This window comes from Streptomyces sp. NPDC041200 (assembly GCF_055591805.1).
In genome coordinates, this window is record NZ_JBVIZF010000003.1 from 440491 (window position 1) to 465890 (window position 25400).

At 72.1% G+C, this 25400-nt stretch carries 22 protein-coding genes; 13 read left to right on the plus strand and 9 right to left on the minus strand.

Annotated features, from left to right (window positions below; translation table 11 throughout):
* Nucleotides 1–155: 155 nt before the first annotated feature.
* The 4 genes from ACZ6CL_RS11710 to ACZ6CL_RS11725 all read left to right on the plus strand — a co-directional run bounded on the left by ACZ6CL_RS11710 (nucleotide 156) and on the right by ACZ6CL_RS11725 (nucleotide 4754).
* Entirely contained in the window at nucleotides 156–1487 is a 1332-nt protein-coding gene (locus ACZ6CL_RS11710; RefSeq protein WP_468934370.1) for an MFS transporter, read from the plus strand.
* A gap of 53 nt (nucleotides 1488–1540) precedes the next feature.
* A complete protein-coding gene (locus tag ACZ6CL_RS11715) occupies nucleotides 1541–2857 on the plus strand; it encodes an L-fuconate dehydratase (RefSeq protein ID WP_468934373.1) in 1317 nt (438 codons plus the stop codon).
* A 104-nt stretch (nucleotides 2858–2961) separates the two neighbouring features.
* Nucleotides 2962–3984 (plus strand): zinc-dependent alcohol dehydrogenase, encoded by a 1023-nt coding sequence (locus ACZ6CL_RS11720; RefSeq protein ID WP_468934376.1) that lies wholly within the window; start codon nucleotides 2962–2964, stop codon nucleotides 3982–3984.
* A 5-nt stretch (nucleotides 3985–3989) separates the two neighbouring features.
* Nucleotides 3990–4754 (plus strand): SDR family oxidoreductase, encoded by a 765-nt coding sequence (locus ACZ6CL_RS11725; protein WP_468935213.1) that lies wholly within the window; start codon nucleotides 3990–3992, stop codon nucleotides 4752–4754.
* A gap of 22 nt (nucleotides 4755–4776) precedes the next feature.
* Here ACZ6CL_RS11725 and ACZ6CL_RS11730 read toward each other — a convergent pair whose 3' ends face one another.
* Complete coding sequence (locus tag ACZ6CL_RS11730) at nucleotides 4777–5442, minus strand: pirin family protein (protein WP_468935216.1); 666 nt, start codon at nucleotides 5440–5442, stop codon at nucleotides 4777–4779.
* Between the two features lie 111 nt (nucleotides 5443–5553).
* On the opposite strand from ACZ6CL_RS11730, the gene ACZ6CL_RS11735 reads away from it, so the two are divergent.
* From ACZ6CL_RS11735 to fabF, 5 genes are all read left to right on the plus strand, one after another.
* Nucleotides 5554–6738, plus strand: a complete 1185-nt coding sequence (locus tag ACZ6CL_RS11735) for a PucR family transcriptional regulator (protein ID WP_468934378.1) — start codon at nucleotides 5554–5556, stop codon at nucleotides 6736–6738.
* Nucleotides 6739–6827: 89 nt separating this feature from the next.
* Nucleotides 6828–7787: an ACP S-malonyltransferase gene (locus tag ACZ6CL_RS11740; RefSeq protein ID WP_468934381.1), complete on the plus strand. Its 960-nt coding sequence runs from the start codon at nucleotides 6828–6830 to the stop codon at nucleotides 7785–7787.
* A gap of 21 nt (nucleotides 7788–7808) precedes the next feature.
* Entirely contained in the window at nucleotides 7809–8819 is a 1011-nt protein-coding gene (locus ACZ6CL_RS11745) for a beta-ketoacyl-ACP synthase 3 (protein ID WP_468934383.1), read from the plus strand.
* 83 nt (nucleotides 8820–8902) lie between these two features.
* A complete protein-coding gene (locus ACZ6CL_RS11750) occupies nucleotides 8903–9151 on the plus strand; it encodes an acyl carrier protein (protein ID WP_009718247.1) in 249 nt (82 codons plus the stop codon).
* Between the two features lie 70 nt (nucleotides 9152–9221).
* On the plus strand, nucleotides 9222–10487 hold the full coding sequence (fabF, locus tag ACZ6CL_RS11755) for a beta-ketoacyl-ACP synthase II (protein ID WP_468934385.1): 1266 nt from the start codon (nucleotides 9222–9224) through the stop codon (nucleotides 10485–10487).
* A 103-nt stretch (nucleotides 10488–10590) separates the two neighbouring features.
* Here the strand turns inward: fabF and ACZ6CL_RS11760 are convergent, their stop codons facing one another.
* Nucleotides 10591–11487: an NAD(P)-dependent oxidoreductase gene (locus ACZ6CL_RS11760; RefSeq protein ID WP_468934387.1), complete on the minus strand. Its 897-nt coding sequence runs from the start codon at nucleotides 11485–11487 to the stop codon at nucleotides 10591–10593.
* A 49-nt stretch (nucleotides 11488–11536) separates the two neighbouring features.
* Nucleotides 11537–12031 carry a DUF3145 domain-containing protein gene (locus ACZ6CL_RS11765; protein WP_385445426.1) on the minus strand — a complete coding sequence of 165 codons (495 nt, stop codon included), beginning with the start codon at nucleotides 12029–12031 and terminating at the stop codon, nucleotides 11537–11539.
* A gap of 325 nt (nucleotides 12032–12356) precedes the next feature.
* Here ACZ6CL_RS11765 and ACZ6CL_RS11770 point away from each other — a divergent pair, with 325 nt between their 5' ends.
* Nucleotides 12357–13250, plus strand: a complete 894-nt coding sequence (locus ACZ6CL_RS11770; protein ID WP_468934391.1) for an SGNH/GDSL hydrolase family protein — start codon at nucleotides 12357–12359, stop codon at nucleotides 13248–13250.
* Nucleotides 13251–13256: 6 nt separating this feature from the next.
* Here ACZ6CL_RS11770 and ACZ6CL_RS11775 read toward each other — a convergent pair whose 3' ends face one another.
* A complete protein-coding gene (locus ACZ6CL_RS11775) occupies nucleotides 13257–15803 on the minus strand; it encodes a glycoside hydrolase family 3 C-terminal domain-containing protein (protein WP_468934395.1) in 2547 nt (848 codons plus the stop codon).
* Nucleotides 15804–15878: 75 nt separating this feature from the next.
* Between ACZ6CL_RS11775 and ACZ6CL_RS11780 the strand changes: the two genes are divergently transcribed.
* The gene (locus tag ACZ6CL_RS11780) at nucleotides 15879–16487 is read left to right on the plus strand and encodes a TetR/AcrR family transcriptional regulator (protein ID WP_468934400.1); all 609 of its coding nucleotides are present in this window, start codon (nucleotides 15879–15881) and stop codon (nucleotides 16485–16487) included.
* Between the two features lie 4 nt (nucleotides 16488–16491).
* Here the strand turns inward: ACZ6CL_RS11780 and ACZ6CL_RS11785 are convergent, their stop codons facing one another.
* The 5 genes from ACZ6CL_RS11785 to ACZ6CL_RS11805 all read right to left on the minus strand — a co-directional run bounded on the left by ACZ6CL_RS11785 (nucleotide 16492) and on the right by ACZ6CL_RS11805 (nucleotide 22850).
* The gene (locus ACZ6CL_RS11785) at nucleotides 16492–19242 is read right to left on the minus strand and encodes a type 1 periplasmic-binding domain-containing protein (RefSeq protein ID WP_468934401.1); all 2751 of its coding nucleotides are present in this window, start codon (nucleotides 19240–19242) and stop codon (nucleotides 16492–16494) included.
* Nucleotides 19243–19341: 99 nt separating this feature from the next.
* Nucleotides 19342–19881 carry a DUF6299 family protein gene (locus tag ACZ6CL_RS11790; protein ID WP_468934404.1) on the minus strand — a complete coding sequence of 180 codons (540 nt, stop codon included), beginning with the start codon at nucleotides 19879–19881 and terminating at the stop codon, nucleotides 19342–19344.
* Between the two features lie 118 nt (nucleotides 19882–19999).
* Nucleotides 20000–21184, minus strand: a complete 1185-nt coding sequence (locus ACZ6CL_RS11795) for an HTTM domain-containing protein (protein WP_468934407.1) — start codon at nucleotides 21182–21184, stop codon at nucleotides 20000–20002.
* A gap of 1 nt (nucleotide 21185) precedes the next feature.
* Entirely contained in the window at nucleotides 21186–21935 is a 750-nt protein-coding gene (locus ACZ6CL_RS11800) for a DUF5819 family protein (protein ID WP_468934410.1), read from the minus strand.
* A gap of 609 nt (nucleotides 21936–22544) precedes the next feature.
* Nucleotides 22545–22850 (minus strand): hypothetical protein, encoded by a 306-nt coding sequence (locus tag ACZ6CL_RS11805; protein ID WP_468934412.1) that lies wholly within the window; start codon nucleotides 22848–22850, stop codon nucleotides 22545–22547.
* 277 nt (nucleotides 22851–23127) lie between these two features.
* On the opposite strand from ACZ6CL_RS11805, the gene ACZ6CL_RS11810 reads away from it, so the two are divergent.
* Both ACZ6CL_RS11810 and ACZ6CL_RS11815 read left to right on the plus strand, forming a co-directional pair.
* Nucleotides 23128–24291, plus strand: coding sequence for a mandelate racemase/muconate lactonizing enzyme family protein (locus tag ACZ6CL_RS11810; RefSeq protein ID WP_450872236.1), 1164 nt, complete (start codon nucleotides 23128–23130; stop codon nucleotides 24289–24291).
* Nucleotides 24292–24305: 14 nt separating this feature from the next.
* A complete protein-coding gene (locus ACZ6CL_RS11815; protein WP_468935219.1) occupies nucleotides 24306–25322 on the plus strand; it encodes a zinc-dependent alcohol dehydrogenase in 1017 nt (338 codons plus the stop codon).
* Nucleotides 25323–25400: the final 78 nt, after the last annotated feature.

The following is a 25400-nucleotide window of genomic DNA, read 5'->3' on the forward strand; positions in this document are numbered from 1 at the left end:
TCGTGATCGTAACCCTGCGTCGCACCCCCGTCGGAGCCGGTCACCGCACGCATCTCGACCCAACGGAACCCTTGACTCCGTATAGCATCGACCCTAAGTCTATAGAGATCCGTCGGACCCTATATACATCAGCGTCGATGTCGGAGGCCGGTCCTATGACTTCCCCTCGCGTCCAACCCGCCGCCCGGTCGGCGGCCGCGACCCCGCCCAGAGCCGTCGGCCGCACGCGCTGGCTCATCATCTGGCTCGCGTTCGCCGGACTGACGATCAACTACCTCGACCGCTCCAGCCTGAGCGTCGCGCTGCCGTTCATGGGCGAGGACTTCCACATGTCCAGCACCCAGCAGGGCTTCGTCTTCGCCGCGTTCTTCTGGGCCTACGACTTCTTCCAGCTCGCGGCGGGCTGGTACGTCGACAAGGTCGGCCCCCGGCGCTCCTTCACGATCGCGGCCATCTGCTGGTCGGTCTTCACCATGGCGACCGCGCTGGCCAGGGGCTTCTGGAGCCTCATCACGGTCCGGTTCCTGCTGGGCGTCGGGGAGAGCCCCGCGCCGAGCACGGCCGCGAAGGTCGTCGCCACGTGGTTCCCGGTACGGGAGCGGGCGTTCGCCACCAGCGTCTGGGACTCCGGCTCGCGCGTCGGCGCCGTGATCGCGCTGCCGATCGTGACGCTGATCGTGGCCGTCACCTCGTGGCACACGGTGTTCATCGTGATCGGCTGTCTCGGTCTGCTCTGGGCCCTGGTGTGGTGGAAGGTGTACCGCGCTCCACGGGACCACCCGTCCTGCACGGAGGCGGAGGCGGACTACATCGAGTCCGGCGGTGCCCGCGCGGCGGCGAACGACGACGAGGCGGCGGCCGCCCTGTCGTGGCGGTCACTGTTCCGGTACCGCGCCGTGCTCAGCATGATGTTCGGCTTCTTCTGCCTGAACAGCGTGATCTATTTCTTCATCACCTTCTTCCCCAGCTATCTGGTCACCGAGCGGGACTTCGACCTGTTGGAGCTGGGCTTCTTCGGCGCCGTACCGGGCATCTGCGCCGTCGTGTTCGGCTGGCTCGGCGGTCTCGCCGCCGACCGGGCGGTCCGGCGCGGCCACACCGTCAACCGGGTCCGCAAGGTGACGATCGTCGGGGGCCTGGTCGGCGGGTCGGTCATCATGGTCGCCGCCGTCGTACCCGAGGCGTGGATGGCCCTGGCGCTGCTGTCCGTCGCGTACTCCAGCCTGACGATCGCGGGCACCGGCATCTGGTCCCTCCCGGCCGACATCGCGCCCAGCTCCCGGCACGTGGGGATGCTCGGCGGCATCCAGAACTTCGCCTCCAACTTCGCCGGGATCCTGACCCCCATCCTCGTCGGGGTGCTGGTGGACCACACCGGCTCCTTCGTCGCCCCGCTCATGGTGATCGGGTGTCTGGCGCTGCTCGGGGCCCTCAACTACCTCGTCCTGCTCGGCAGGGTCCAGCCCTTGCGGGTGAAGGCCCCGTAATCCCCGTAATCCGCGCAATCAATTACCCACCCTCCACCTGATCAGGGAGCACGATGACCACGATCACCAGCGTGGACGTCCTCGACGTCCGCTTCCCCACCTCGGTGACGGCCGACGGATCCGACGCGATGAACAAGGACGGCGACTACTCGGCGACGTACGTCGTCCTGCACACCGACGACCCGGAACTCAAGGGCTACGGGTTCACGTTCACCATCGGCCGGGGCAACGACCTGTGCGTGGCCGCCGCCGAGCAGCGCGCCCGTCCGCTTCTCGGGCGCGGCGTCGAGGACATCACCTCCGACCTCGGCGGCATCTACCGCGAGCTGCAGTCCGATTCACAGCTGCGGTGGCTCGGCCCCGAGAAGGGCGTCGTCCACCTCGCCCTCGCGGCGGTCATGAACGCGGTCTGGGACCTCGCCGCCCGCCGGGCCGGGCTTCCGCTGTGGAAGCTGCTGGCGACGATGACACCCGAGGCGCTCGTCGACGCCGCCGACATGCGCTACCTGTCCGACGTCCTGCCCCGCGAGGAGGCGATCGGCCTCCTCACCCGCAAGGCCGGTACGCGCGAGGAGCGCATCGCGCAGTTGGAGAGGACGGGATACCCCTCGTACACCACCTCCGCCGGATGGCTCGGCTACTCCGACGACAAACTGCGGACGCTGTGCCAGGAGGCCGTCGACGCGGGATACCGCCACGTGAAGCTGAAGGTCGGCGGAAATCTGGAAGACGACATGCGGCGGTGTGCCATCGCACGCGAGGTCATCGGCGACAACGCCCATCTGATGATCGACGCCAACCAGGTCTGGGACGTCCCGGAGGCCATCGACTGGGTCGGCGCGCTCGCCGAGTTCAAGCCGCTGTGGATCGAGGAGCCCACCAGCCCCGACGACATCCTCGGGCACGCCCGGGTGCGCGAGGCGGTGGCGCCGATCGGGGTGGCCACCGGGGAGCACGGCATGAACCGGGTGCTGTTCAAGCAGCTCTTCCAGGCCGAGGCGATCGACTACTGCCAGCTGGACGCTTGCCGCCTCGGCAGTGTCAACGAGGTGCTGGCCGTGCTGTTCATGGCGGCGAAGTTCGGCGTTCCGGTGTGCCCGCACGCGGGTGGAGTGGGACTGTGCGAACTCGTCCAGCACCTTTCGGTGTTCGACTTCGTGGCCGTCTCGGGGAGCCTCGACGGCCGTGTCACGGAGTTCGTCGACCACCTCCACGAGCACTTCACCGACCCCTGCGTCGTCCGCGACGGCGCGTACGTCCTGCCCCGGGAGCCCGGCTACAGCGCCCGCATGTACGACGCCTCGCTGGCCGAGTACGCCTTCCCCGAAGGCTCGTACTGGGCCGGACGCCCCCACACCCCCCTCACCTGACGCGCACGGCCATCGCCACGACGCGACGCGAACACGGCGCGAACACGGCGCGAACACGGCGCGAACACGGCGCGAACACGACTCAACCGAAGGGCTCGTAACGGATGCACGCAGCACGGTACGTCGGCAATCACACCATCACCGTCGCCGAGGTCCCGGTGGCCCCGCCCCCGGCGGGCCAGGTCCAGCTGGACGTGGCCTACACCGGGATCTGCGGCACGGACCTGCACCTCCTGCACGGCGCCATGGACGCCCGGGTCACCCTCCCGGCCGTGATCGGCCACGAGATGTCCGGGCGGATCGCCGCCGTCGGCGAGGGCGTGACGGGCTGGGCGGTCGGCGACCCGGTCACCGTCATGCCGCTCGCCTGGTGCGGCGCGTGCCCGGCCTGTGCCGCCGGCCACCAGCACATCTGCCAGAACCTGGACTTCATCGGCATCGACTCGCCGGGGTCGCTGCAGAGCCGGTGGAACGTCCCCCAGGAGGTGCTGGTCCGGCTGCCCGCCTCCCTCCCCCTCGACCGGGCGGCGCTCGTGGAGCCCGTGGCCGTGTCGGTGCACGACGTGCGGCGGGCGGACCTCCGGCCGGGCGAGAAAGCCGTGGTCGTCGGGGGCGGCCCCATCGGCGTCCTGATCGCGGTCGCGGCGCGGCACGCCGGGGCCGAGGTGGTCGTGGCGGAGGTGGACGCCGAGCGCCGGGCCATGGTCGCCGGTCTCGGGTTCGACGTGCTCGACCCCGGCACCGACGACCTTCCCGCCCGGGTCGCGGAGTGGACCGCGGGGGCGGGCGCGGACGTCGTGTTCGAGGTCTCCGGGGCCGCGCCCGCCGTGCTGGGCGCCACCGCGCTGGCGCGGGTGCGCGGCCGCCTGGTCATCGTCGCGATCCACCCCCAGCCGCGTCCGGTGGACCTGAAACAGATCTTCTGGCGCGAGCTGACCGTGCTGGGCGCGCGCGTCTACGAGCGGCAGGACTTCGAGACGGCCGTGACGATGCTGGCCGACGGCGTCGTACCGGCCGACCGGCTCATCACCGGCACAGTGCCCCTGACGCGCGTGGCGGACGCGTTCGAGCAGCTGTCCGCGGGCAAGGCCATGAAGGTCCTCGTCGACTGCCAGGAGGGGGCGTGATGGCGGTGAACCCCTTCGACCTGACCGGCAAGCTCGCCGTGGTCACCGGTGCCAAGCGCGGCATCGGCAAGGCGATGGCGGAGGCCCTTGCCGCGGCGGGGGCGGACGTCATCGGGGTGAGCGCCACGCTCGAACCCGAGGGCAGCGCGGTGGAGGCGGCCGTCCGTTCCCACGGGCGGACGTTCACCGCACGCCGGGTCGACTTCGCCGACCGTACGGCGGTACGCGCGCTCGGCGCGGAACTCGCCGCCTTGGAGCGGCCCGTGGACATCCTGGTGAACAACGCGGGGACGATCCGGCGGGCCCCGGCCGCCGACCACCCGGACGAGCTGTGGGACCACGTCATCGAGGTCGACCTGAGCGCCCAGTTCGTGCTGACGCGCGAGGTGGGGCGGGCCATGATGGCGAAGGGCGTCCGGGGGAAGGTCATTTTCACGGCGTCCCTGCTGAGCTTCCAGGGCGGCATCACCGTCCCCGGCTACGCGGCGGCGAAGTCCGGCGTGGCCGGGCTGACCAAGGCGCTGGCCAACGAATGGGCGGCGCGGGGGATCGGCGTCAACGCCATCGCCCCGGGCTACATCGCCACCGACAACACCCAGGCGCTCCGCGACGACAGTGAGCGGTCCCGCGCGATCCTGGAGCGGATCCCGGCCGGTCGGTGGGGGCGGCCCGAGGACATCGCCGGGGCGACGGTGTTCCTCGCCAGTGCCGCGTCGGACTACGTCTCGGGCACCGTGCTGCCGGTCGACGGGGGCTGGCTGGGCCGCTGACCCGCGTTCGGAGCCGGTGAAGCTAGCCGTACACCGGCTCCGCGCGCATCTCCCACACCAGCAGCTCCGCCGCGCCGACCGCCCGCGCCTCCAGGCCCTCCGCGTCCGTGGCGCGGGCCGCGTCGCCCGGCGCGAGCGTCTCGTCACCCACGCGCACCTCACCGCGCACCACGTGGGCGTACACCCATGGCGCGTCCGGGAGCGCGGTGCGTTCGCCGTCGGCGAGGCGGCGCACGTGGAGCACCGCCTCGGCGCGGGCCAGGGCGTACGGGGTGCCGTCGGCGATGCCGCGGACGACCTCGTACTCGGGCTCGGCGCCGGCCGCGCCCGAGGCCAGCCACATCTGGACGAAGGTGAGCGGCGCCCCGGACTCGTTGCGCTCGGAGTGGCGCACACCGCCACCCGCGCTGAGCCGCTGGACGTCGCCGGGGCGGATCACGGTGCGGTGGCCGGTGGAGTCCTCGTGGGTGAGTTCGCCCTCGACGACCCAGGTCACGATCTCCAGATCGCGGTGGGGGTGTTCGGCGAAGCCCGCGCCGGGGGCGAGACGCTCCTCGTTGCAGGCGACGAGGAGCCCGAACCGCACGTTGTCCGGGTCATAGTGTCCAGAGAAGGAAAAGGCGTGGCGCGTCTCGACGCCCGCTCCGTCCCCGCCCCGATACCGTGCACCGGACCGCTGTACCCACATCATCCGGTCCACGGTAGTGCGCCCCCGGTCCGGTCCGTCCCCGCCCCGTCCCTACCTGCGCGTAGCCTCCCGCCCCCAGCGTTCGTCATCCGATAAGGCAGTCTTGTCCTCGTGCCTGAACCCGCCGCGAATACCCCGCATCCGCACAGTGCCACCCTGCGACGTCTGGAGAAGTCGTCCGGAAAGCTCGCCGCCGCCGCCATCACGCGCATGGACGAGCAGCTGCCGTGGTACAGGGCGATGCCACCGGAGAACCGCTCGTGGATCGGGCTGGTGGCGCAGGCGGGCATCGCGGCCTTCACGGAGTGGTTCCGGCACCCGGAGGCGCCGCAGGCGATCAGCACCGATGTGTTCGGTACGGCGCCGCGCGAGCTGACCCGGGCGATCACGCTGCGGCAGACGGTGGAGATGGTCCGTACGACCATCGAGGTCATGGAGTCGGCCATCGACGAGGTGGCGGCTCCCGGCGACGAGGCGGTGCTGCGCGAGGCGCTGCTGGTGTACGCGCGGGAGATCGCCTTCGCCACCGCCCAGGTGTACGCGCAGGCGGCCGAGGCGCGCGGCGCCTGGGACGCCCGGCTGGAGTCGCTGGTGGTGAACGCGGTGCTGTCCGGCGAGGCCGACGAGGGCGCGCTGTCCCGCGCCGCGGCGCTCGGCTGGAACTCGCCCGAGCACGTCTGCGTGGTGCTGGGCACGGCGCCCGACGGGGACAGCGAGCTGACCGTGGAGGCGATCCGGCGGGCCTCCCGCCACGCCAAGCTGCAGGTGCTCACCGGGGTGCTCGGCAACCGGCTGGTGGTGGTGGCGGGCGGCTCGGACAACCCGCTGCAGGCGGCGAAGGCGCTGATCGGGCCGTTCGCCAGCGGCCCGGTGGTGGCCGGTCCCGTGGTGTCGGACCTGCTGGCCGCCACCCGCTCGGCGGCGTGCGCCGCGGCCGGGCTGAAGGCGTGCACGGCCTGGCCGGACGCCCCGCGTCCGGTTCTGGCGGACGATCTGCTTCCGGAGCGCGCGATGGCCGGGGACCCGGCCGCCCGTGCCCAGTTGGTGGAGGAGATCTACAGACCGCTGGAGGAAGCCGGTTCCGCTCTCCTGGAAACGCTGAGTGTGTACCTGGAGCAGGCGAGCAGCCTGGAAGGCGCCGCCCGGATGCTTTTTGTTCACCCCAACACCGTGCGCTACCGGCTACGACGTGTGACCGACGTCACCGGATGGTCACCCAGTGACGTCCGGTCGGCCTTCACCCTCCGGATAGCCCTGATCCTCGGCCGACTTGCCAATGGGGACAACATTCCCTAGTCCTTTGTGGGACTCCAACAATTCCCTTGACCGTTCTTCGTCCTTGTCCCCACGGGCGGGCGGGACCACCCACAAGAGAGAGTGTGAGAGTGCTCGTACTCGTCGCTCCCGGCCAGGGCGCCCAAAAGCCCGGCTTCCTGACTCCCTGGCTCGACCTCCCCGGCGTCACCGAACGTCTGGGCTGGTGGTCGGCCGTCTCCGGCCTTGACCTGGTCCACTACGGGACCGAGGCCGATGAGGAGGCGATCCGCGACACCGCGGTGGCCCAGCCGCTGCTGGTGGCCGCCGGACTCGTCTCCGCCCAGGCGCTGTTCGCCGACGGCCCGCACCGCGTCCAGGACGTGGTCGGCGCCGCCGCGGGCCACAGCGTGGGCGAGATCACCGCCGCCGCGGCCACCGGTGTGCTGACCGACGAGGCGGCCATGGTCCTGGTGCGCCGCCGCGGTCTGGCCATGGCCGAGGCAGCGGGCCGCGCCGAGACCGGCATGGCCGCCATACTGGGCGGTGAACAGGAGACCGTCGTCGCGCACCTCGACAAGCTCGGGCTCACCCCGGCCAACGTCAACGGGGCCGGGCAGATCGTCGCCGCGGGCACCGCCGAGCAGCTGGCGGCGCTGGCCGAGGACAAGCCGGAGGGTGTGCGCCGCGTCGTACCCCTGAAGGTGGCCGGCGCGTTCCACACCGACCACATGGCCCCGGCGGTGGCCACGCTGGAGAACCTGGTCGCGGGCGTGCCGATCGCCGACCCGGGCACCGCGTACGTCTCCAACCGGGACGGTGCGGTCGTGGCGTCCGGCGCCGAGGTGATCCAGCGCATGGTCGCCCAGGTGTCCAACCCGGTCCGCTGGGACCTGTGCATGGAGACGTTCCAGAAGCTGGGCGTCACCGCGATGATCGAGGTCGCTCCGGGCGGGACGCTCACCGGTATCGCCAAGCGGGCCCTGCCGGGCGTGGCGACGCTGGCGCTCAAGACTCCGGACGATCTCGAGGCGGCGCGCGCGCTGATCGCCGAGCACGCCGTACCCGCCGCCGACACCCCGGCCGTATAGCCGAATAGGAGTTCCGAGAGCATGACCGCGAAGATCAGGCCCAGCAAGGGCGCCCAGTACGCGCGCATTCTCGGCGTCGGTGGCTACCGCCCCACCCGGGTGGTGCCGAACGAGGAGATCCTCAAGCACATCGACTCCTCGGACGAGTGGATCCGTACCCGCTCCGGCATCGCGACCCGCCACTGGGCCGGTCCGGACGAGTCGGTCGCCCAGATGTCCGTCGAGGCGGGCGGGAAGGCCATCGCCGACGCCGGGCTGACGCCCGAGCAGATCGGCGGCGTGGTCGTCTCGACCGTCTCGCACTTCAAGCAGACCCCGGCGGTCGCCACCGAGATCGCCCATCTGCTGGGCACCGGCAAGCCCGCCGCGTTCGACATCTCCGCGGGCTGCGCGGGCTTCGGCTACGGGCTCACCCTCGCCAAGGGCATGGTCACCGATGGCACGGCGGAGTACGTGCTGGTCATCGGCGTCGAGCGGCTCTCGGACCTGACAGACCTGGAGGACCGGGCGACGGCCTTCCTGTTCGGCGACGGCGCGGGCGCCGTGGTCGTCGGCCCGTCCAAGGAGCCCGCGATCGGCCCGACCGTCTGGGGCTCGGAGGGTGACAAGTCCGACACCATCGCCCAGACGCTGCCCTGGGACGTCTACCGCGACCGCCCCACCGACGAGGTGCGCTTCCCGGCGCTGCGCCAGGAGGGCCAGGCGGTCTTCCGCTGGGCGGTGTTCGAGATGGCGAAGGTCGCCCAGCAGGCCCTGGACGAGGCGGGGGTCAGCGCGGACGACCTGGACGCGTTCATCCCCCACCAGGCCAACATGCGGATCATCGACTCGATGGTCAAAACCCTCAAGCTGCCGGAGCACGTCACGGTCGCCCGTGATGTGGAGACCACCGGCAACACCTCCGCCGCCTCCATTCCGCTCGCCATGGAGCGGCTGTTGGCGACGGGGCAGGCGAAGAGCGGCGACACCGCGCTCGTCATCGGCTTCGGGGCGGGTCTCGTCTACGCAGCGACGGTCGTTACCCTCCCATAGGCTCTCTAGCCCAGAACCACGCAGCCCCGGACGAGTCGGGCGCTGCGCACCCAACCGCAACACACCGAAGAAGGAGCGCCGCAATGGCCGCCACGCAGGAGCAGATCCTCGAAGGTCTCGCCGAGATCGTCAACGAGATCGCCGGTATCCCGGCCGAGGACGTCGCGCTGGACAAGTCCTTCACCGACGACCTGGACGTCGACTCGCTGTCCATGGTCGAGGTCGTCGTCGCCGCCGAAGAGCGCTTCGACGTGAAGATCCCGGACGACGACGTCAAGAACCTGAAGACCGTCGGCGACGCCGTCGACTACATCCTGAAGCACCAGGGCTGAGCCGATCGCCTGTCGCCACCCGAGCGGTGGCAGAGGTCCAGCACCTCCTACGTAGGAGTGAAGAATTCCTGTGAACTCGACCAATCGCACCGTGGTCGTCACCGGTGTTGGTGCCACGACGCCGCTGGGTGGCGACGCCTCATCGACCTGGGAAGCACTGATCGCCGGTCGTTCCGGCATCAGCCACCTGGAGCAGGACTGGGCAGCCGAGCTGCCGGTCCGGATCGCCGCGAGCATCGCGGTGGACCCGGCCACCGTCCTGCCACGACCGCAGGCGCGCAAACTCGACCGCTCGGCGCAGTTCGCGCTGATCGCCGCCCGTGAGGCGTGGGCCGACGCGGGCTTCACCGGCAAGGCCGGCGAGGACCCGTCGGTCGACCCGGACCGGCTGGGCGCGGTCGTGGCCTCCGGTATCGGCGGCGTGACGACCCTGCTCGACCAGTACGACGTGCTGCGCGAGAAGGGGGTCCGCAAGGTCTCCCCGCACACCGTGCCGATGCTGATGCCCAACGGTCCGGCGGCCAACGTCGGCCTGGAGGTCGGCGCCCGGGCCGGTGTCCACACCCCGGTCAGCGCGTGCGCCTCCGGCGCGGAGGCCATCGGCTACGCCATCGAGATGATCCGCAGCGGCCGCGCCGATGTGGTCGTCGCGGGCGGCACCGAGGCGTCCATCCACCCGCTGCCCATCGTCGCCTTCGGCAACATGATGGCGATGTCGAAGAACAACGACGATCCGCAGGGTGCCTCGCGTCCCTTCGACGTCAACCGCAACGGCTTCGTGATGGGCGAGGGCTCGGGCGTCATCGTCCTGGAGTCGGCGGAGCACGCCGCCGCGCGCGGCGCCCGGGTGTACGCGGAGGCCGTCGGCCAGGGCATCTCGGCCGACTCCCACCACATCACCCAGCCGGAGCCGTCCGGCAACGGCATCGCGCACGCGCTGCAGAACCTGCTGGAGAACACCGACCTGAAGCCCGCCGAGATCGCGCACATCAACGCGCACGCGACCTCGACGCCGCAGGGCGACGTGGCCGAGATCAAGGCGCTGCGCAAGGTCTTCGGCGACGATGTGGACCACATGGCGATCTCCGCCACCAAGTCCATGACGGGGCATCTGCTGGGCGGCACCGGCGGTGTGGAGACGGTGGCCAGCGTGCTCGCGCTGTACCACCGGATCGCCCCGCCGACGATCAACATCGACGAGCTGGACCCGGAGGCGGACGCGGACGTCGTGCGCGGCGAGCCGCGGGCGCTGCCGGGCGCTGGCCCGGTCGTGGCGCTGAACGACTCGTTCGGCTTCGGCGGCCACAACGTGGTGCTGGCCTTCCGTACGGTCTGAACCGTCTGAGGCGACACACGCTGAAGGGCGCGCTCCCGGCTCCGGCCGGGAGCGCGCCCTTCAGATGTTCCGGACGACGTGCCAGATGACGTGTCGGAGCGTGTCAGCCCTCGTCGCCGCCGAAGCTGGCGAAGTACGAGGCGATCATGTCCTCGTCGCCGTGGCCCTGCTCGACGGCGCGCCGGAACCGCTCCGCGCCCGCGGCCGCCACGTCCAGCCGCACCCCGGACCGCTGTCCCGCCTCGACGATCAGCCGGGCGTCCTTCTCGGCGGTCCTGGCCGCGAAGCTGGGTTCGAGGTCGCCGCTCAGCAACTGGCCCGCCTTGGCGTGCAGATAGCCGTTGTCCAGCGGTCCGCCCGCGATGGCGTCGAAGAAGCCCTGCGGGTCCACACCGAGCCCCTTGGCGAGGGCGAGCACCTCGGCCGTGCCGTGGGTGACGGTGAGCACCCAGCTGTTGAGCACGAGCTTGAGCCGGGTGGCCGCGCCCTCCTCCCCGGCCTCGCCGACCCACACCGTACGGCTGCCGATCGCGTCGAAGACCGGCGCCACGGCGGTGCGGGCGGCGGACGGTCCTGCGGCGAGGACCAGCAGCTGACCGTTCTCGGCGGGCTGCCTGGTGCCCAGGACGGGTGAGTCGAGGAGGACGAGGTCCTGCTCGCGGGCGAACGCGGCGAGCGTGTCGAGCCCGTCGAGGCCCGCGGTGGTGGCCTGGGCCCACACCGTGCCGGGGCGCAGCGCCGGGGCGGCCTGGCGCATCGTCTCCAGGGCGGCCGGGCCGTCGTGCAGGATCGTCAGGACGACATCGGCGCCGTCCACGGCCTGCGCCGGGGTGTCGGTGACGCGTACGCCGTCGGCGGTGAGGGGTTCGGCCTTGGCGCGGGTGCGGTTCCACGCGCGGACGTCGAGCCCGGCGCGGGCGAGGTTGCGGGCCATCCCGGAGCCCATGATTCCGGTGCCGAGGAGCGCGACGGAGGCTGCGGCGGGGAGTTGTTCGGTCATCTCGTTCACGCTAGGCGTTCGAGCGCGCTCAAGGCCAAGACCTCAGGGGTCAGACGACCTGGTGCAGCCAGCGGACCGGGGCGCCCTCACCCGCGTAGCGGAACGGCTCCAGCTCGTCATCCCACGGCTTGCCGAGCAACTTGGCGATCTCCGCGTGCAGATCGCCCTCGCCCCGGGCGGAGCGGGCCAGCGCGGCACGCAGCCGGTCCTCGGGGATCAGGATGTCGCCGTGCATACCGGTGACGGCGTGGAAGATGCCCAGTTCGGGGGTGGAGCTGTAGCGCTCGCCCTCGGCGGTGGCGCAGGGCTCGGCGGTCACCTCGAAGCGCAGCAGATGCCAGCCGCGCAGCGCGGAGGCCAGCTTCGAGGCCGTACCGACCTCGCCCTGCCAGGAGAACTCGGCGCGCCAGGCGCCGTTGGCGGCGGGCTGTTTGATCCAGTCGAGGGTGACGCGCACACCGAGTACGCCCGCGATGGCCCATTCGACGTGCGGGCACAGCGCGCGCGGAGCGGAGTGCACATACAGAACTCCACGTGTCGTCACCGGGGCCTCCTGTGCGGTTCGAGGTACGCCTTCCCCAGCGGCCTCGTGCCCGTACCGGTCACGCCCGGGACAGCACATGTCATTCTGCCCTAATGATCACCCTCGCACCAGTCCCGAGGTTACCTGCGGTGAAATTTATCGGGCAGAATTCTCTAGAAAAGGGACAGGATGTGACGCAGCGTAATGTGACGGTATCGCAACGCGCTTTCATGCGCTGGACTGGCGCTCAACTGCCACAAGAAAAACGTACCGCGCGGGGCGGCCACAAGAGTGACGTACCGTCGGTCCCGGATAGGTATCACCCAACCGTCGGAGGGGGAACAGCATGCGGGTCAGCGCACCACGCCGGAAGCAGCGGATCACCGCGTCGATGCGTACCGGTGCCGTCCTGCTCACGACGGCCGCCGTCCTGAGCACGGCGGGCTGTTTCGGCAGCTCCGACGACCCCTCCCGGAACGGGCCGAGCCGGGGCGGCAAGAGCCGTGCCGCCGAGGGCCCGGCGTGGAACACCCGCCCCAGCTCCATCGCCTCCCTGGGCGACTCCGTCACCCGGGGCTTCGACGCCTGCTCGGTGCTCGCCGACTGCCCCCGGGTCTCCTGGTCCACCGGCACCGATGTGAACAGCCTCGCCCAGCGGCTGCGCTCGGGCGCGCGCAGCTGGAACTACGCCAAGACCGGCGCGGTCATGGCCGATCTGCCCGGTCAGCTGGAGGCGGCCGCCGCGCGCAAGCCGCAGCTGGTGACCGTGATGATCGGCGCCAACGACGCCTGCCGGAACTCGGTCACCGCCATGACGCCCACCGACGAGTTCCGCTCCACCTTCGCCTCGGCCCTCACCCGGCTGCGCCGCGAGGTACCGAAGACGCAGGTGTACGTCGCGAGCGTGCCGGATCTGAAGCGGCTGTGGTCGGAGGGGCGGAAGAACGTGCTGGGGCGGCAGATCTGGAAGCTGGGCATCTGCCCGTCGATGCTGAAGGACTCCGACGCGATGGACGCGGCCTCGACGGAGCGGCGCCAGCAGGTGGACGAGCGGGTGGACGACTACAACCAGGCGCTGAAGGACGTGTGCGGGAAGGACCCGCTGTGCCGGTACGACGACGCGGTGCACAAGTACCGCTTCACGGAGCGCGAGTTGAGCAAGTGGGACTGGTTCCACCCCAGCAAGGCGGGTCAGCAGCGGCTGGCCGCGATGGCCTACCGCCGCATCACCAGCCCCTGACGGCCCTCAGGTCACCGTCACCGGTGCCGTGAGGCGGAGGTCGGCCACGCTGCGGCCCGCCTCCGCCGTGTACGGGCCCGGGATCAGACGCCAGGCGTCCGCCGCCTCGTCCCAGATCTCCGCCGCGCGGCGCCGCACCGGGATCGCCACCTCCACCGCCTCCCCCGGAGCGGCCTCCGCGGCAGCGAAGCCCGCCAGACACCGGACGGGACGGTCCTCCCCGGCGGCCGCTGAGTCGCCCGGCGGCGGGGCCAGATAGAGCTGGACGACTTCCCGGCCCGGCCGGGAGCCCACGTTCCGTACCCGGACCGTGATGGTGCCCAGATCGCCCGTGTGGGTGCCCGGGGAAGCCCCGGGGTCGCCCGCGGGAGTGAAGTCCACCGCCTCGTACGCCCAGTCGGTGTACCCGAGGCCGTGCCCGAACCAGTACGCCGGAGCGGCCCCCTCCTGCCGCTCCCACGCTCGGTAGCCGATGAAGACGCCCTCGTCGTAGCTGAGTTGACCATCGCTGGGCGTCACCTGGCGCACCGGCGCGTCCGCCAGCCGCTCCGGCCAGGTCGTCGGGAGGCGGCCGCCCGGCTCCTCGGCGCCGAGGAGGACGTCCGCGAGGGCGGCGCCCGCCTCCTGGCCCGGGAACCAGCCGAGGAGGACCGCGGCGACCTCCTCACGCCACGGCATCTCCACGGGTGAGCCCGTGTTGACGACCACGACGGTCGGGGTGCCGGTGGCGGCGACGCGGCGCACCAGCTCGTCCTGGCGGCCCGGCAGCCGCAGGTCCGTACGGTCGAAGCCCTCGCTCTCGACGCTCTCCGTCGTGGCGACCACGACCACGGCCGTGTCGGCGGCGGCGGCCGCGGCGACGGCCTCCTCGATCAGCTCCCCGGGATCGCGCTCCGGGGCGCGGTGCACCAGGCTGAAGCAGACGGCCGGCCAGTTCGCCTCGTCCGACTTGACGACCGTGCTGGTGAGGCTGACCTCGACCGGGACGCCCGCGGTCAGCTCGGCCTGTCCGCGCGGCACGGGCGCGCCGAAGAAGGCCTCGAACGGGTCGTCCTCCTCCCCCATGGCCTGGTGCCCGTCGAAGAGCGCCTCATCGCCGACGACCAGCCGGAAGCCGCCCAGACCCCGGGTGCCGAAGGAGTGCGCTCCGCTCTCGCGCGGGGTGAAGGTGCCGGTGACCTCGACGGTGTGCAGTTCGTCGTAGTCGACGCCGTCGGGGAAGTCGCCGAGCCACTGCACCTGACCGCTGGGCAGCCGGGACTCGCCCAGCACCCGTCCGTCGGCGGCCCGGACGACGGCGCGCAGCGCGAAGCCCTGCCCGGCGGGGGCGAGTTCGTCGGTGGGGTCGGCGCCCACGGCGTAGCTGAGCGGGACATCGGCGGGCAGCGCGGCGCGCAGCCCGTCCAGCGGGGAGACCACATGCTCGGGGAAGACCAGCGCCGAGCCGCCGCCGAGCACCCGGGCGTCCCGCGCGGCGGCGCCGATGAGCGCGAGGCGCCGGATGCCGGAGGGGCCGCCCGGGGTGAGCGGCAGCACCCCCGCGTCGTTGCGCAGCAGCACGAAGGAGCGCCGGGCGATCTCGCGGGCGAGCGCGTCGCCGTCGATCGGCCCGGGGCGGTCGGCGGGGGCGACGGCGGGCTCCGCGCCGTCCAGCGCGCCGACCCGGGCGGCCAGGGTCAGCACCCGCCGCACCGCGTCGTCGACGTCCGCCTCGGCCACCCGGCCGTCGCGGACGGCGGCGGCCAGCGCCTCGCCGTAGACGGTCCGCGGGCCGGGCATGGCGACGTCGAGCCCGCCCGCCATGCCTCCGGCGGTGTCACGGGCGGCCATCCAGTCGGAGACGATGAAGCCGTCGAACCCCCACTCGCCGCGCAGCACGCCCCGCTGCAGGGCGCGGTGCTCGGTCATCGTGGCGCCGTTGACCCCGTTGTAGGCGGCCATGACGCCCCAGGGGCGGGCGTCCTTGACGATGGTTTCGAAGGGCGCGAGATACAGCTCGCGCAGCGCCCGCGCGCCCACCTGGTTGTCGACGCTGAAGCGCTCGGTCTCCGCGTCGTTGGCCACGAAGTGCTTGACGGTGGTGCCCACCCCGCCGTCCTGGACGCCGCGTACGTAGCCGGTGCCGATCGCGCCGGTGAGATACGGGTCCTCGCTGTACGCCTCGAAGTGGCGGCCGCCCAGCGGGGAGCGGTGGAGGTTCACGGTCGGGGCGAGCAGGACGTGCACCCCCTTGCGCCGCGCCTCCTGGGCCAGCAGCCGCCCCGCGCGGCGGGCCAGCGCCGGGTCCCAGGTGGCGGCGAGGGCGGTGGGGCTGGGCAGGGCGATGGAGGGGTCGTCGGCGGTCCAGCGCACGCCTCGTACGCCGATCGGGCCGTCCGACATCACCAGCGAGCGCAGGCCGATGGCGGGGACGGCGGGCAGGGACCACATGTCCTGCCCGGACAGCAGCCGGGCCTTGGTATCCAGATCGAGCGCGCCGAGGGCCTTCTCGACGGCACTGCTCACACCCGCACTGATCGCGTCTGCCACGGTCGGCCTCCTTGAGTCGCCCATATCGTGGCCCCGGTTCCCTGTAATCCGGTAGGTGTCGTTACTGTTTCGTTATCAAACCTGCCTTACGGTACTTCCATGAACAAGCTGGATGACGATTCGCCGACCCGGCGCGGCCAGGAGCGGCGCGCGGAGATCGTCCGCCGCGCCCTCGAAGTCATCGCCGAGCGCGGCTACCGGGGCACCACCCTGAGCGCGGTCGCCGAGCGCGCCGGGCTCACCCAGCAGGGGCTGCTGCACTACTTCCCCACCAAGGACGCCCTGCTCATCGCCGTGCTGGCGGAGCGCGACCAGTGGGACACCGGCGCCGCGCGGCGGGACGGCGGCGGCACCTGGCCGCTGGAACTGCTCGCCTCCCTGGTGGAGTACAACGCGATGCGCCCCGGCATCGTGCAGACCTTCTCCGCACTGCTGGGCGAGAGCGTCACCGAGGACCACCCCGCGCGCGACTGGTTCACCCACCGCTACGAGCGGGTGCGCGCCGACATGGCGGACACCCTGCGCGGCGAGTTCGGCGACCGACTGCCCGGCGGGCTCACCCCCGAGAGCGCCGCGCCGCTGCTGGTCGCGGTGCTGGACGGGCTGCAGTTCCAGTGGCTGCACGATCCGGACGCGGTGGACATGCCCGGCCTCTTCCGCGTCTTCGTCTCCCTGCTGACCCCGGGAGACGACGACGCCACCGGATAGGCGCTCAGTCGGCGGTGGCCGGGCAGGTGTACCGCTCCCCGGGCCCCCACTTCTCGCGGATGTCGGCCGCGGTGACCGCCCCGCACAGCAGCGCGGTCCGCGACGCGCCCTCGGGCGCGCCGTGCAGGACGGCCACCAGCTTGTCGGCGGTCAGCCGCCCGCCGCCGGCCACCCCGTGGGCGTCGATCCGGCCGGTCGCCCCGTTGAATCCGCCGCTGCCCAGGCCCTGGTAGAGCACGGCCTGCACCAGCGCCCGGTCCAGCCGCCCGTCCCGCTTCCCGCTGCCCACCCAGGCCTCGTCGATGGCCTGGGACAGATAGCACAGCGCGTCCCAGGCCAGCGGGGAGTGCCCGTCGAGCCGCATCGCCCGGGCCAGCACCCCGCGTTCGCGGCCGTACTGCGCGTCGTACGCCCGCAGATACGCCTGGGCGCTCTCGCCGCCGACCCGGGAGGGCTCGCCGTGCGAGACGTAGTACAGGTTCAGCCCCTGGAAGATCGCCCATGGATTCTGGCCCAGCAGCAGCGCGTTGGTGACATCGTCGCCGCCGAGCACGCTGACGGTCGGGCAGTCGTCGGCCATCCTGCTGTACTCGGACAGGAAGGTCACGAACTGGCTGCCGCGGGCCGTCCACACGACGCCCGTGGGCTCTCCGCCGCCCGCCACCCGGCACACCCGCTCCGCGAAGTCCTCCATCGTGTCGTACGACCGCCCGGCCGGTCCGGTGGCGCTTCCGCCCGTCCCCAGCAGCAGCGTCTCGACCGGGCCCGACCGGTATGCGGCGCGGAACGAACGGGCGAGACCGGAGCTGTACGGATCCTTCGGATCGGCGACCATCATCACCCGGCGTGCCTTCACCGGGGCGCGGCCGGGCCGGGTCACCATCGCCGCCTCCCGCGCGAAGGCCGCCATGACCCGGGCCGCGCGGGAGTCGACGGGCGCGAGCTGGTAGTAGTGCGGGCCCTGGGAGAGCAGGGAGTCGGCCGTGCCGGAGGTGCCGATCATGGGGATTCCGGCCGCGTCCAGCTTGCGGATCGCGGCGTACGTGGAGCCGCGGCTCTGGCCGAGGCCGACGGCGCCGACGATCGACGGATCGCGCCGGGCCAGCTGGACGATGGAGTCGGCGACGGCCGGGGCGTCCTCGAAGAGATGGCCCGCGTTGGCCACCAGCACCCGCACCGGAACCCGGTCGTCCGACGACAGCGCCAGGGCGTTGACATGGGCCTGGGCGAGCGCGATCCCGCGCAGCTCGGGCAGGGTGCCGCCGCGCACCGGGTCATCCGCGCCCGCGCCGCCGCTGAACGGGCCGATGTAGACCACGGTGCGATGGCGCGGCGAGCCCTCCTCGCGGCGGCGCGTCGCCGTGTCGACCGCGCCGTTCTGCCGGTCTATCTGCGCCAGCACCTCGCTGACCTGCCGCTCGTTGGTGCCCTGGGCGAACGTCTGCTGGCCCGTGGTCACCCCGACGCACTGGCCGTCCTTGCCCAGGAAGGTCTGGCCCGTACAGCTGTCGTCACCCTCGCCCCAGAACGGCCGGTAGAGGCCGCCCGCCACCATCCCCAGCGTGATCAGCGCGATCAGCGCCACCCCCGCGATCTCGGTGCGCGGGCCCCAGCGGCGGGCGGCCGCGACCAGGGTGGGGCGGCGGCCGAGCCAGTACGACGCCCGCTCGTCGTCCTCCGGCCCCTCGCTCACCGGCACGACGATCCCGGTGGGCTGACCCGCGCGCATGCCCTGCCGCTCGACCAGCTCCAGTTCGGCGCCCGCGTGGGCCAGGTCGGCCGCCTCGATGTCCGGGATGCGGGAGGCCAGCGAGCGCACCCCGGCCGCGATCGCGATCACCGACGTACAGCGCAAGTCCTCGACGGCGGAGCGCAGTTCGCGTAAGAAGCGCTGCACCCGCGAGTCCAGCGCCCCGGCCTCCTCGAAGAGCAGCACGAACCGGGTGGTGCGGCGCATCCGCCACGGGTTGAAGCGGCGGCGGCGCACCGCCCCGTCCAGGTCCGCGAGCAGCGCGTGCATCAGCACCCGGTCCAGCCGCTCCGGGTCGCTGCCCTCGCCGCCGGGGACGTGGTCGAGCGCGGAGCGGAAGAAGTCGGTGGGCGGGGTGCCGCGCTGCAGCCGGGCCCACTCCGCGTACCAGCGGCGGTGGCGGCCGCGGCCGAGCATCCGGCGGCTGGACCGGACGCCGAACAGCCAGCGCGGCAGGGTCTGGCAGAGCGGCCCGGCCACGAAGTTCCACAGCAGCTCCACGACCGAGCCGCCGCTCGCGTGGTCCCGGCCGCCGATCCGCCACAGCGTGTTGGCCGTGCGCGACCAGCGGCGGTGCTCGTCGTAGCAGTGGTTGCGCAGATCGCGGTGGCGGTATTCGACGGGCCCGTCGATGGCCGGGGCCGTGACCACCGAGTGCAGCAGCCGGAAGCCCGGCAGCCGCAGCTGCCCGGTGTCCACCGGCATGGACTCGGCGAGCTGCAGCGCGATCTGCTCGAACAGCTCCAGCGGCGGCGGATCGGCGCCGGGCGGGAGCGCCGGGAGGTACGCGTGGGGTGCCAGCACCTGGCTGCGGCCGCGCAGCCGCGACCGCAGCCCTCCCACGATCCTCCGCCCGGCCCGCCCGGCACCCTCCTCCGTCAGCAGCACCACCGGCACCCTGCTGCGGCTGCGCCGCAGCTGGATGACCAGCTTGTCGAACGCCTCGACGAAGCGCTCGACACCCGGATACGCCGGGATGCGGTCCTGTGGATCCCCCGTCGCCATCGTCCCCGTCCCCCTCTCCTACCCGCCCTCACAAAGGCGGTGGAAACAAGGGATATCCCCCGTGGGGGACGGGCTCAAGCGCGGCGGCGGGGGCAGGTCTCACATCTCGCGCGCCTCCAGCGTGATCGCACGCTCCCCCACCGCCGCGGTCCGCGGAAGCGGTACGAGCTGCTGGTGGCCCACCTCGAACCTCAGCAGGCTGCTCTCCACGAGCGCCGGGCCCGGTACGAAGTTCACCCCCGGAGCTTCCTGCACCGACCAGGAGTGCGTCAGGCCGTCGCAGAGCGCCGCGCCGCCCCCGAGCCCGTACCGCACCTGGCCCTGGGTGAGCGTGACGAGGATGTCGGCGCGCGGGATGACCGCGCCGTCCCGCAGACAGCGGTACGTCCCCGACAGGGCGACGGTGCCGCTGCTGCTCACGTATCCGACGCGGCTCACGGTGACGTTGTCGCCCCACGGCAGCGGCAGGCTCTGCCGCCCCATCTGCGGCATACCGGGCAGCCCGGCCCCGGCGGACGGCCCGGCGGGGGCCGGGGCGGGCGAGGGGGCGGGGGCCGGGGCCGCGTGGGCGGCGGGGGTGACGGGCGCGGCGATGATCAAACCGGTGACGGCACCGAGGAAGCGGCGACGGTTGCGCATGGGGTGCGTACCTCCGTGAGCGGGGCGGAATCCCTGTCGCGGAATCCCTCTGCGGAATCCCGGTGGGGGACGAAGTCCCCGTACAGCTATCGGGCCCGCCCCGCGGCCTGCGGGAACCTCACCCCCGTGCGGCGTGTCCGATACGGCTGGGTGGGTGCTCCCGCGACGCCGGGTTGACCGCCGCCCCGGTCAGCCGCCGGGTCCAGCGGGCGCAGTGCGCGCCCAGCGGGAGGAGGAAGGAGGTGGGCAGGAAGACCGCGTCCGAGACGATCATCATGGCGGACAGGAAGGGGATGCCCAGGACGGCGGCGATCGCCAGATGCTCCAGCATCATCGCCGCCAGCAGGCCGTTCTTGAGCCGCCGGTAGCCGAGCAGGAAGGGGAACGCCACCTGCGTGATGACCGTCCCGTAGCTCAGCAGATAGACCGCGAGCATGCTGTGGGCGATCAGCTCGCCGAGGGCGGGCCACGGCATGAAGTAGTCGAGGTGGAGGGCGTAGTACAGCCCGCTGCCCTCCTGCCACAGAGCGCCCTGGACCTTGTACCAGCCCGCCGTCCCGTAGATGAAGCAGACCTGGACCGCGATCACCAGCATCGCGCAGTTGTGCAGCATCGCCGTGACCGCGTCGAGCAGTTCGCGCGCCTGGTGCCCCCAGGACCACCGGTGCGCCGCGTACCCCACGCCGTGGGCCGCCCAGAACGCCCACAGGACCGCCGCCCACGCGGTGTGCGGGAAGCCGTCGGACACCCACAGGAGCAGCACCCCGAGCGCCTGCCACATCGCCGGCCCGGCCCGGTCGTACACCGGCTTCCGCTGCCGCTGGGCCCGGGCCCGGCGGCGCGCGTCGAGCGACCAGACCGCTCCACAGCGGGTGAACGCCAGGTACAGCGCCATCACCCGCATCGCGTTGTCCCCGGCGTCGCCCAGATAGATGTTCCGGCTCTCGATCGAGAGCACGGCCACCAGGAACACCACGGAGGTCGCCCGGGTGCGCCAGCCCAGCATCAGCAGGACGGACGCCACGATCGCGCCGTGGTAGACGAGTTCGAACCACCAGTGGCCGCCGGACCACAGCAGCACGCTGAACCGGTGGTCCTCCTCGATGACCTGGGCCGCCATCTCCGCCGACCAGGGGCTGCGGTCGCCCCACAGCAGCCGCCGGTGCGGCCATTCCCGGAGCAGGAAGGCGGCGGCGATCCCGCCGAGTCCGATGCGGAACAGGGCGGCCTGGTACGTGGCATGGGTGCGGGCGGCGAAGGTGATCAGCCGGGACAGACGGTCCAGTAGGGCCAGTCGGTTCACGTCACAGTCCCCTGTGGTCGTCGTCCGTCACCGGCCACCAGGGCAGGGTGCGGTGGGAGGTGTTCCGCACGGGCGCGCGGCCGCTCCAGTGCGGGGGCGATACGGGAACGGCCTGGCTGCGCAGTTGCACTGCGGTGATTCGTTCGCCGTGCGGGCCGGGCGCGCCGTGCGTGAGGCGGAGCAGGGCGATCCGCTTCAGGTATTCGGTGGAGAGCACGCCCCGCGCGTCGGTCGGCGCCTCCCGCCGGTTGTGGGTGTCCCGGTAGAAGTCCCAGGCGCGGCGGAGCAGGTTCTGATCCGCGTGGCTCGGCAGCGGGCTGTGCCGGATGGCCGCGACGTCCTGGGCCGTGAGGCTCGTCCACCGTCCCGTACGGCGCGGCCCGGAACCCTCCGTGGTCCGCACCCGGGCCTCGACGCGGACGTTCGCCTGGAGCGGCTGGGGCGCGAACAGCTTCCAGTCCTGGCCGAATTCGGGATAGACGTGCCCATCGATGACGCTTGCGTACGTCCGCTGCACCGGACTCGGCGGCGCGATACTCAGGAACACCAGGGCCAGATGCCAGAGCGCCGCGCCGAGCAGCACGAGGGCGGTCACCGACAGCAGGGCGAGTGCGGGGCCGGGCCGGGCCTGCCCGGCCCCGCCCTGCCCCTCCAGCACGGGCGCCCGGGGCGCACACACCCTGGCGGTCCCATGCCGCCCGGCGTCGTCGCCCCCGGGGAGCCCGACAATGGCCTTGGTGGACTGTTCCATGATGCTCCTGCTCACCACGCCCGGATGCTGATGGCGCTATCCGCGGATGTTGAGGCAGTTCGACCCGACACCGCCACGCGCGAGCGAGGGAGAGGCCGCGCTGCTGAACGCGACGAGGGACATGCCGCCGACACCGCTGCTGCCACTACTCCCAGGGCTGCCGCTACTCCCGCTACTGCCACTGCTCCCGCTGCTCCCGCTACTCCCAGGACTGCCGCTACTCCCGCTGCTGCCGCTGCTACTCGCTCCGCTACTGCCACTGGTGCCCCCGGTCGCCAGGCCGCCGAATCGGCTATCGCAGTCGCTGTCCTGGGTCGAGCCGCCCCGGATGGTGGCGCGGAACAGCTCGCCGAGGTCCGGGCCCTGCTGCGCCCGGGTGGAGTGGGCGCCGCCTTCCTGGTGGGTGCCGCCGAAAGCGATGGCAGCGGCAACGCACGCGCTCAGGACGACCGTTCGCAGCACTCTCTTCATCTGACCGCCTCTCTCGAAGAATCCTTCGCCGTAGCGGCGCAGCCTGCCGCTCGGCGGAACGCGGCCGTCGCACCGACACGACCGCGTCCGCCAAATGGCCCGAGGCCCTACGCGCGTACGCACCGGGCGCTGATGCCGCTATCCGCGGGAGTTGCGGCACTGCTGGCCCGCCCCGGCGCCCCTGTCGAAGGGCATCGCGGGCGCGCCGCCGCTGCCGCCGCTGCCGACCGTGGCGGATCCGAACGCCGCGAACGCGGAGTCGCAGTCGTTGTTCTGCCTCGATCCGCCCCCGAACCCGGCGCGGAACAGGTCGGCCAGCGGCGGGCCCGGCTGAGCCCGGGTCGCATGCTCGGCGCCGTCGGCCCCGTCCTGGTGAATGCCTCCGAAGGCCACGGCTGCGGCAACGCACGCGCCCATCACGACCGTTCGCAGTACTCTCTTCATCTGACCGCCTCGCTCGAAGGAATCCTTCACCGTCAGCGGCGCAGCCTGCCGGGCGGCGGAACGCGGCCGCCGCACCGACACGACCGCGTCCACCGAATGGCCCGAGATGGGGAGGTCTGGGGGTGACCGGCGCCGTCCGCGCTGTTGACGCCGTCCGGCCGTCGTTTCGATAACCATTCGACGCAGGGCCATTGACACCTCTGACACCCGGTGATTACCGTCACGCCAAGATTTCGAACGTGTGACGAAATATCGAACATCGCGAAGGGTCATAGCCTTGCGCATCACCGGAATCAGCACGCATGTCGTCGGCACCCCCTGGCGCAATCTCACCTATGTGCAGGTCCACACCGATGAGGGCATCACCGGCGTCGGCGAGACCCGCATGCTCGGCCGCACCGATGCGCTCCTCGGCTATCTCCACGAGGCCGAGAAGAACCACATCGCCGGGTCGGACCCGTTCGCGGTGGAGGACCTGGTCCGCCGGATGAAGTACGGCGACTACGGCCGCGCGGGCGAGATCGTGATGTCCGGGATCGCCTGCGTCGAGATGGCCTGCTGGGACATCAAGGGCAAGGCGCTCGGTGTGCCGGTCTGGCAGCTGCTCGGCGGCAAGGTGACCGACAAGGTCAAGGCGTACGCGAACGGCTGGTACACGGTCGAGCGCACCCCCGAGGCGTTCCACAAGGCGGCCACCACCGTGGTCGAGCGCGGCTACCAGGCGCTGAAGCTGGACCCGTTCGGCACCGGCCACTTCGAGCTGGACCACGCCGAGACGCTGCACTCGATCTCGCTGGTCGAGGCCGTGCGGGACGCGATCGGGCCGAACGCGGAGCTGCTGGTCGAGATGCACGGGCGGTTCAGCCCGTCGACCGCCGTGCGGATCGCTGGCGAGCTGGAGCGGTTCCGTCCGTCGTGGCTGGAGGAGCCGGTGCCGCCGGAGAACCTGAAGGCGCTGGCGAAGGTCGCGGAGAAGACGAACCTGCCGATCGCGACGGGTGAGCGCATCCACGACCGGATCGAGTTCCGCGAGCTGTTCGAGTCGCAGGCCGTCGACATCATCCAGCCGGACGTCGGCCACCTCGGCGGCATCGGCGAGACCCGCAAGCTGGCCGCGACCGCCGAGACCCACTACGTGCTGATCGCGCCGCACAACGTCGGCGGCTCGGTGCTGACCGCCGCGTCGCTCCAGGTCGCCGGGTGCACCCCGAACTTCAAGATCCTGGAGCACTTCAACGACTTCGCCGACGCCGAGATCAAGAAGGTAGTCAAGGGCGCGCCGCAGGTGGTGGACGGCTACTTCGAGCTGTCGCACGAGCCGGGCCTCGGCGTCGAGCTGGACACCGACGCGGCAGCCGAATTCCCGCAGCAGCAGGCCCGGTTCGACCTGTGGGCCGAGGGCTGGGAAAAGCGGGATCCCTCCGGGGGACGTGGCGAATGAGCGCCGTGAGCCGCATGGAAGAGGCGCTCGTCCTCGAACGGCCCGGCAGCCACCGGTTGGACACCCGCACCGTGGCGGAGCCCGGGCCCGGCGAGGCCAGGGTGCGGGTCCACGCGGCCGGGATCTGCGGCAGCGACCGGGAGGTCTACGAGGGCAACCGGCCCGAGGGGTACGTCCGGTATCCCGTCACCCCCGGCCATGAGTGGTCCGGGACGGTCGAGGCGGTCGGCGCGGGCGTCCCCGAAGCGCTGACCGGCCGCAAGGTCGTCGGCGAGGGATTCCGCAACTGCCAGGTGTGCGACCGCTGTCACGCCGGGGAGACCACGCTGTGCACGGCGGGGTACGAGGAGACCGGCTTCACCCAGCCCGGCGCGATGGCCACCACCCTGACCCTGCCCGCCCGGCTGCTGCACCCGCTGTCCGACGACGCCGATCTGACCGCGGCCGCGCTGCTGGAGCCCGCCGCGTGCATCGCCGCCGCCGCGCTCAAGGCGAACGCGCGGCCCGGCCAGCGGGTCGCGGTGGTGGGCACCGGGACGCTCGGCATGATCGCCGTGCAGTTCCTGGCCGCCGTCTCCCCCGCCGAGCTGCTGGTGGTCGGCACCCGGCCGGACCGGGAGCAGCTGTCGCTGTCGTTCGGGGCCACGTCCTTCATCACGAACGACCGCCTCGACGGCGTCCGGGGCGGCTTCGACATCGTCATCGAGACCGCCGGGTCCGCCCCCGCCGCCCGCACCTCCGCCGCGCTGCTGCGGCGCGGCGGACGGCTGGTGCTCACCGGGATCCCGGCGGCGGACACGGCAGACGGGCTCGACCCGACCGACCTGGTCGTACGGCAGATCGAGGTACAGACCGTGTTCGGGGCCGCGCCGGACGCGTGGGCGCACGCGGTGCGGGTCTTCGACGCGGGGCTGCTGACGCTGCTGCCGCTGGTGACCCACGAACTGCCGCTCAGTGACTTCGCCACCGCCATCGAGCTGGTGGGAAGCGGTGATCCGAAAGTGGGCAAGGTCCTGCTGCGGCCCGCGTAGCCCTTCCGGTATCCCCCGGGGAGCACCCTCGCTCCCCGAAAACCTGAACGGTCCTCAAAGACGAGGGCTTCACCTAGT

Bases quoted from the DNA above. Each gene is read 5' to 3' on its own strand.
- ACZ6CL_RS11790 (WP_468934404.1), bottom strand. From the start codon at position 19,881: ATGCGCAACCGTCGCCGCTTCCTCGGTGCCGTCACCGGTTTGATCATC.
- ACZ6CL_RS11785 (WP_468934401.1), bottom strand. From the start codon at position 19,242: ATGGCGACGGGGGATCCACAGGACCGCATCCCGGCGTATCCGGGTGTC.
- ACZ6CL_RS11815 (WP_468935219.1), top strand. From the start codon at position 24,306: ATGGAAGAGGCGCTCGTCCTCGAACGGCCCGGCAGCCACCGGTTGGAC.
- ACZ6CL_RS11720 (WP_468934376.1), top strand. From the start codon at position 2,962: ATGCACGCAGCACGGTACGTCGGCAATCACACCATCACCGTCGCCGAG.
- ACZ6CL_RS11745 (WP_468934383.1), top strand. From the start codon at position 7,809: ATGACCGCGAAGATCAGGCCCAGCAAGGGCGCCCAGTACGCGCGCATT.
- ACZ6CL_RS11715 (WP_468934373.1), top strand. From the start codon at position 1,541: ATGACCACGATCACCAGCGTGGACGTCCTCGACGTCCGCTTCCCCACC.
- ACZ6CL_RS11770 (WP_468934391.1), top strand. From the start codon at position 12,357: ATGCGGGTCAGCGCACCACGCCGGAAGCAGCGGATCACCGCGTCGATG.
- ACZ6CL_RS11800 (WP_468934410.1), bottom strand. From the start codon at position 21,935: ATGGAACAGTCCACCAAGGCCATTGTCGGGCTCCCCGGGGGCGACGAC.
- ACZ6CL_RS11805 (WP_468934412.1), bottom strand. From the start codon at position 22,850: ATGAAGAGAGTACTGCGAACGGTCGTGATGGGCGCGTGCGTTGCCGCA.
- ACZ6CL_RS11775 (WP_468934395.1), bottom strand. From the start codon at position 15,803: ATGGGCGACTCAAGGAGGCCGACCGTGGCAGACGCGATCAGTGCGGGT.
- ACZ6CL_RS11780 (WP_468934400.1), top strand. From the start codon at position 15,879: ATGAACAAGCTGGATGACGATTCGCCGACCCGGCGCGGCCAGGAGCGG.
- ACZ6CL_RS11750 (WP_009718247.1), top strand. From the start codon at position 8,903: ATGGCCGCCACGCAGGAGCAGATCCTCGAAGGTCTCGCCGAGATCGTC.
- ACZ6CL_RS11760 (WP_468934387.1), bottom strand. From the start codon at position 11,487: ATGACCGAACAACTCCCCGCCGCAGCCTCCGTCGCGCTCCTCGGCACC.
- ACZ6CL_RS11710 (WP_468934370.1), top strand. From the start codon at position 156: ATGACTTCCCCTCGCGTCCAACCCGCCGCCCGGTCGGCGGCCGCGACC.
- ACZ6CL_RS11730 (WP_468935216.1), bottom strand. From the start codon at position 5,442: ATGTGGGTACAGCGGTCCGGTGCACGGTATCGGGGCGGGGACGGAGCG.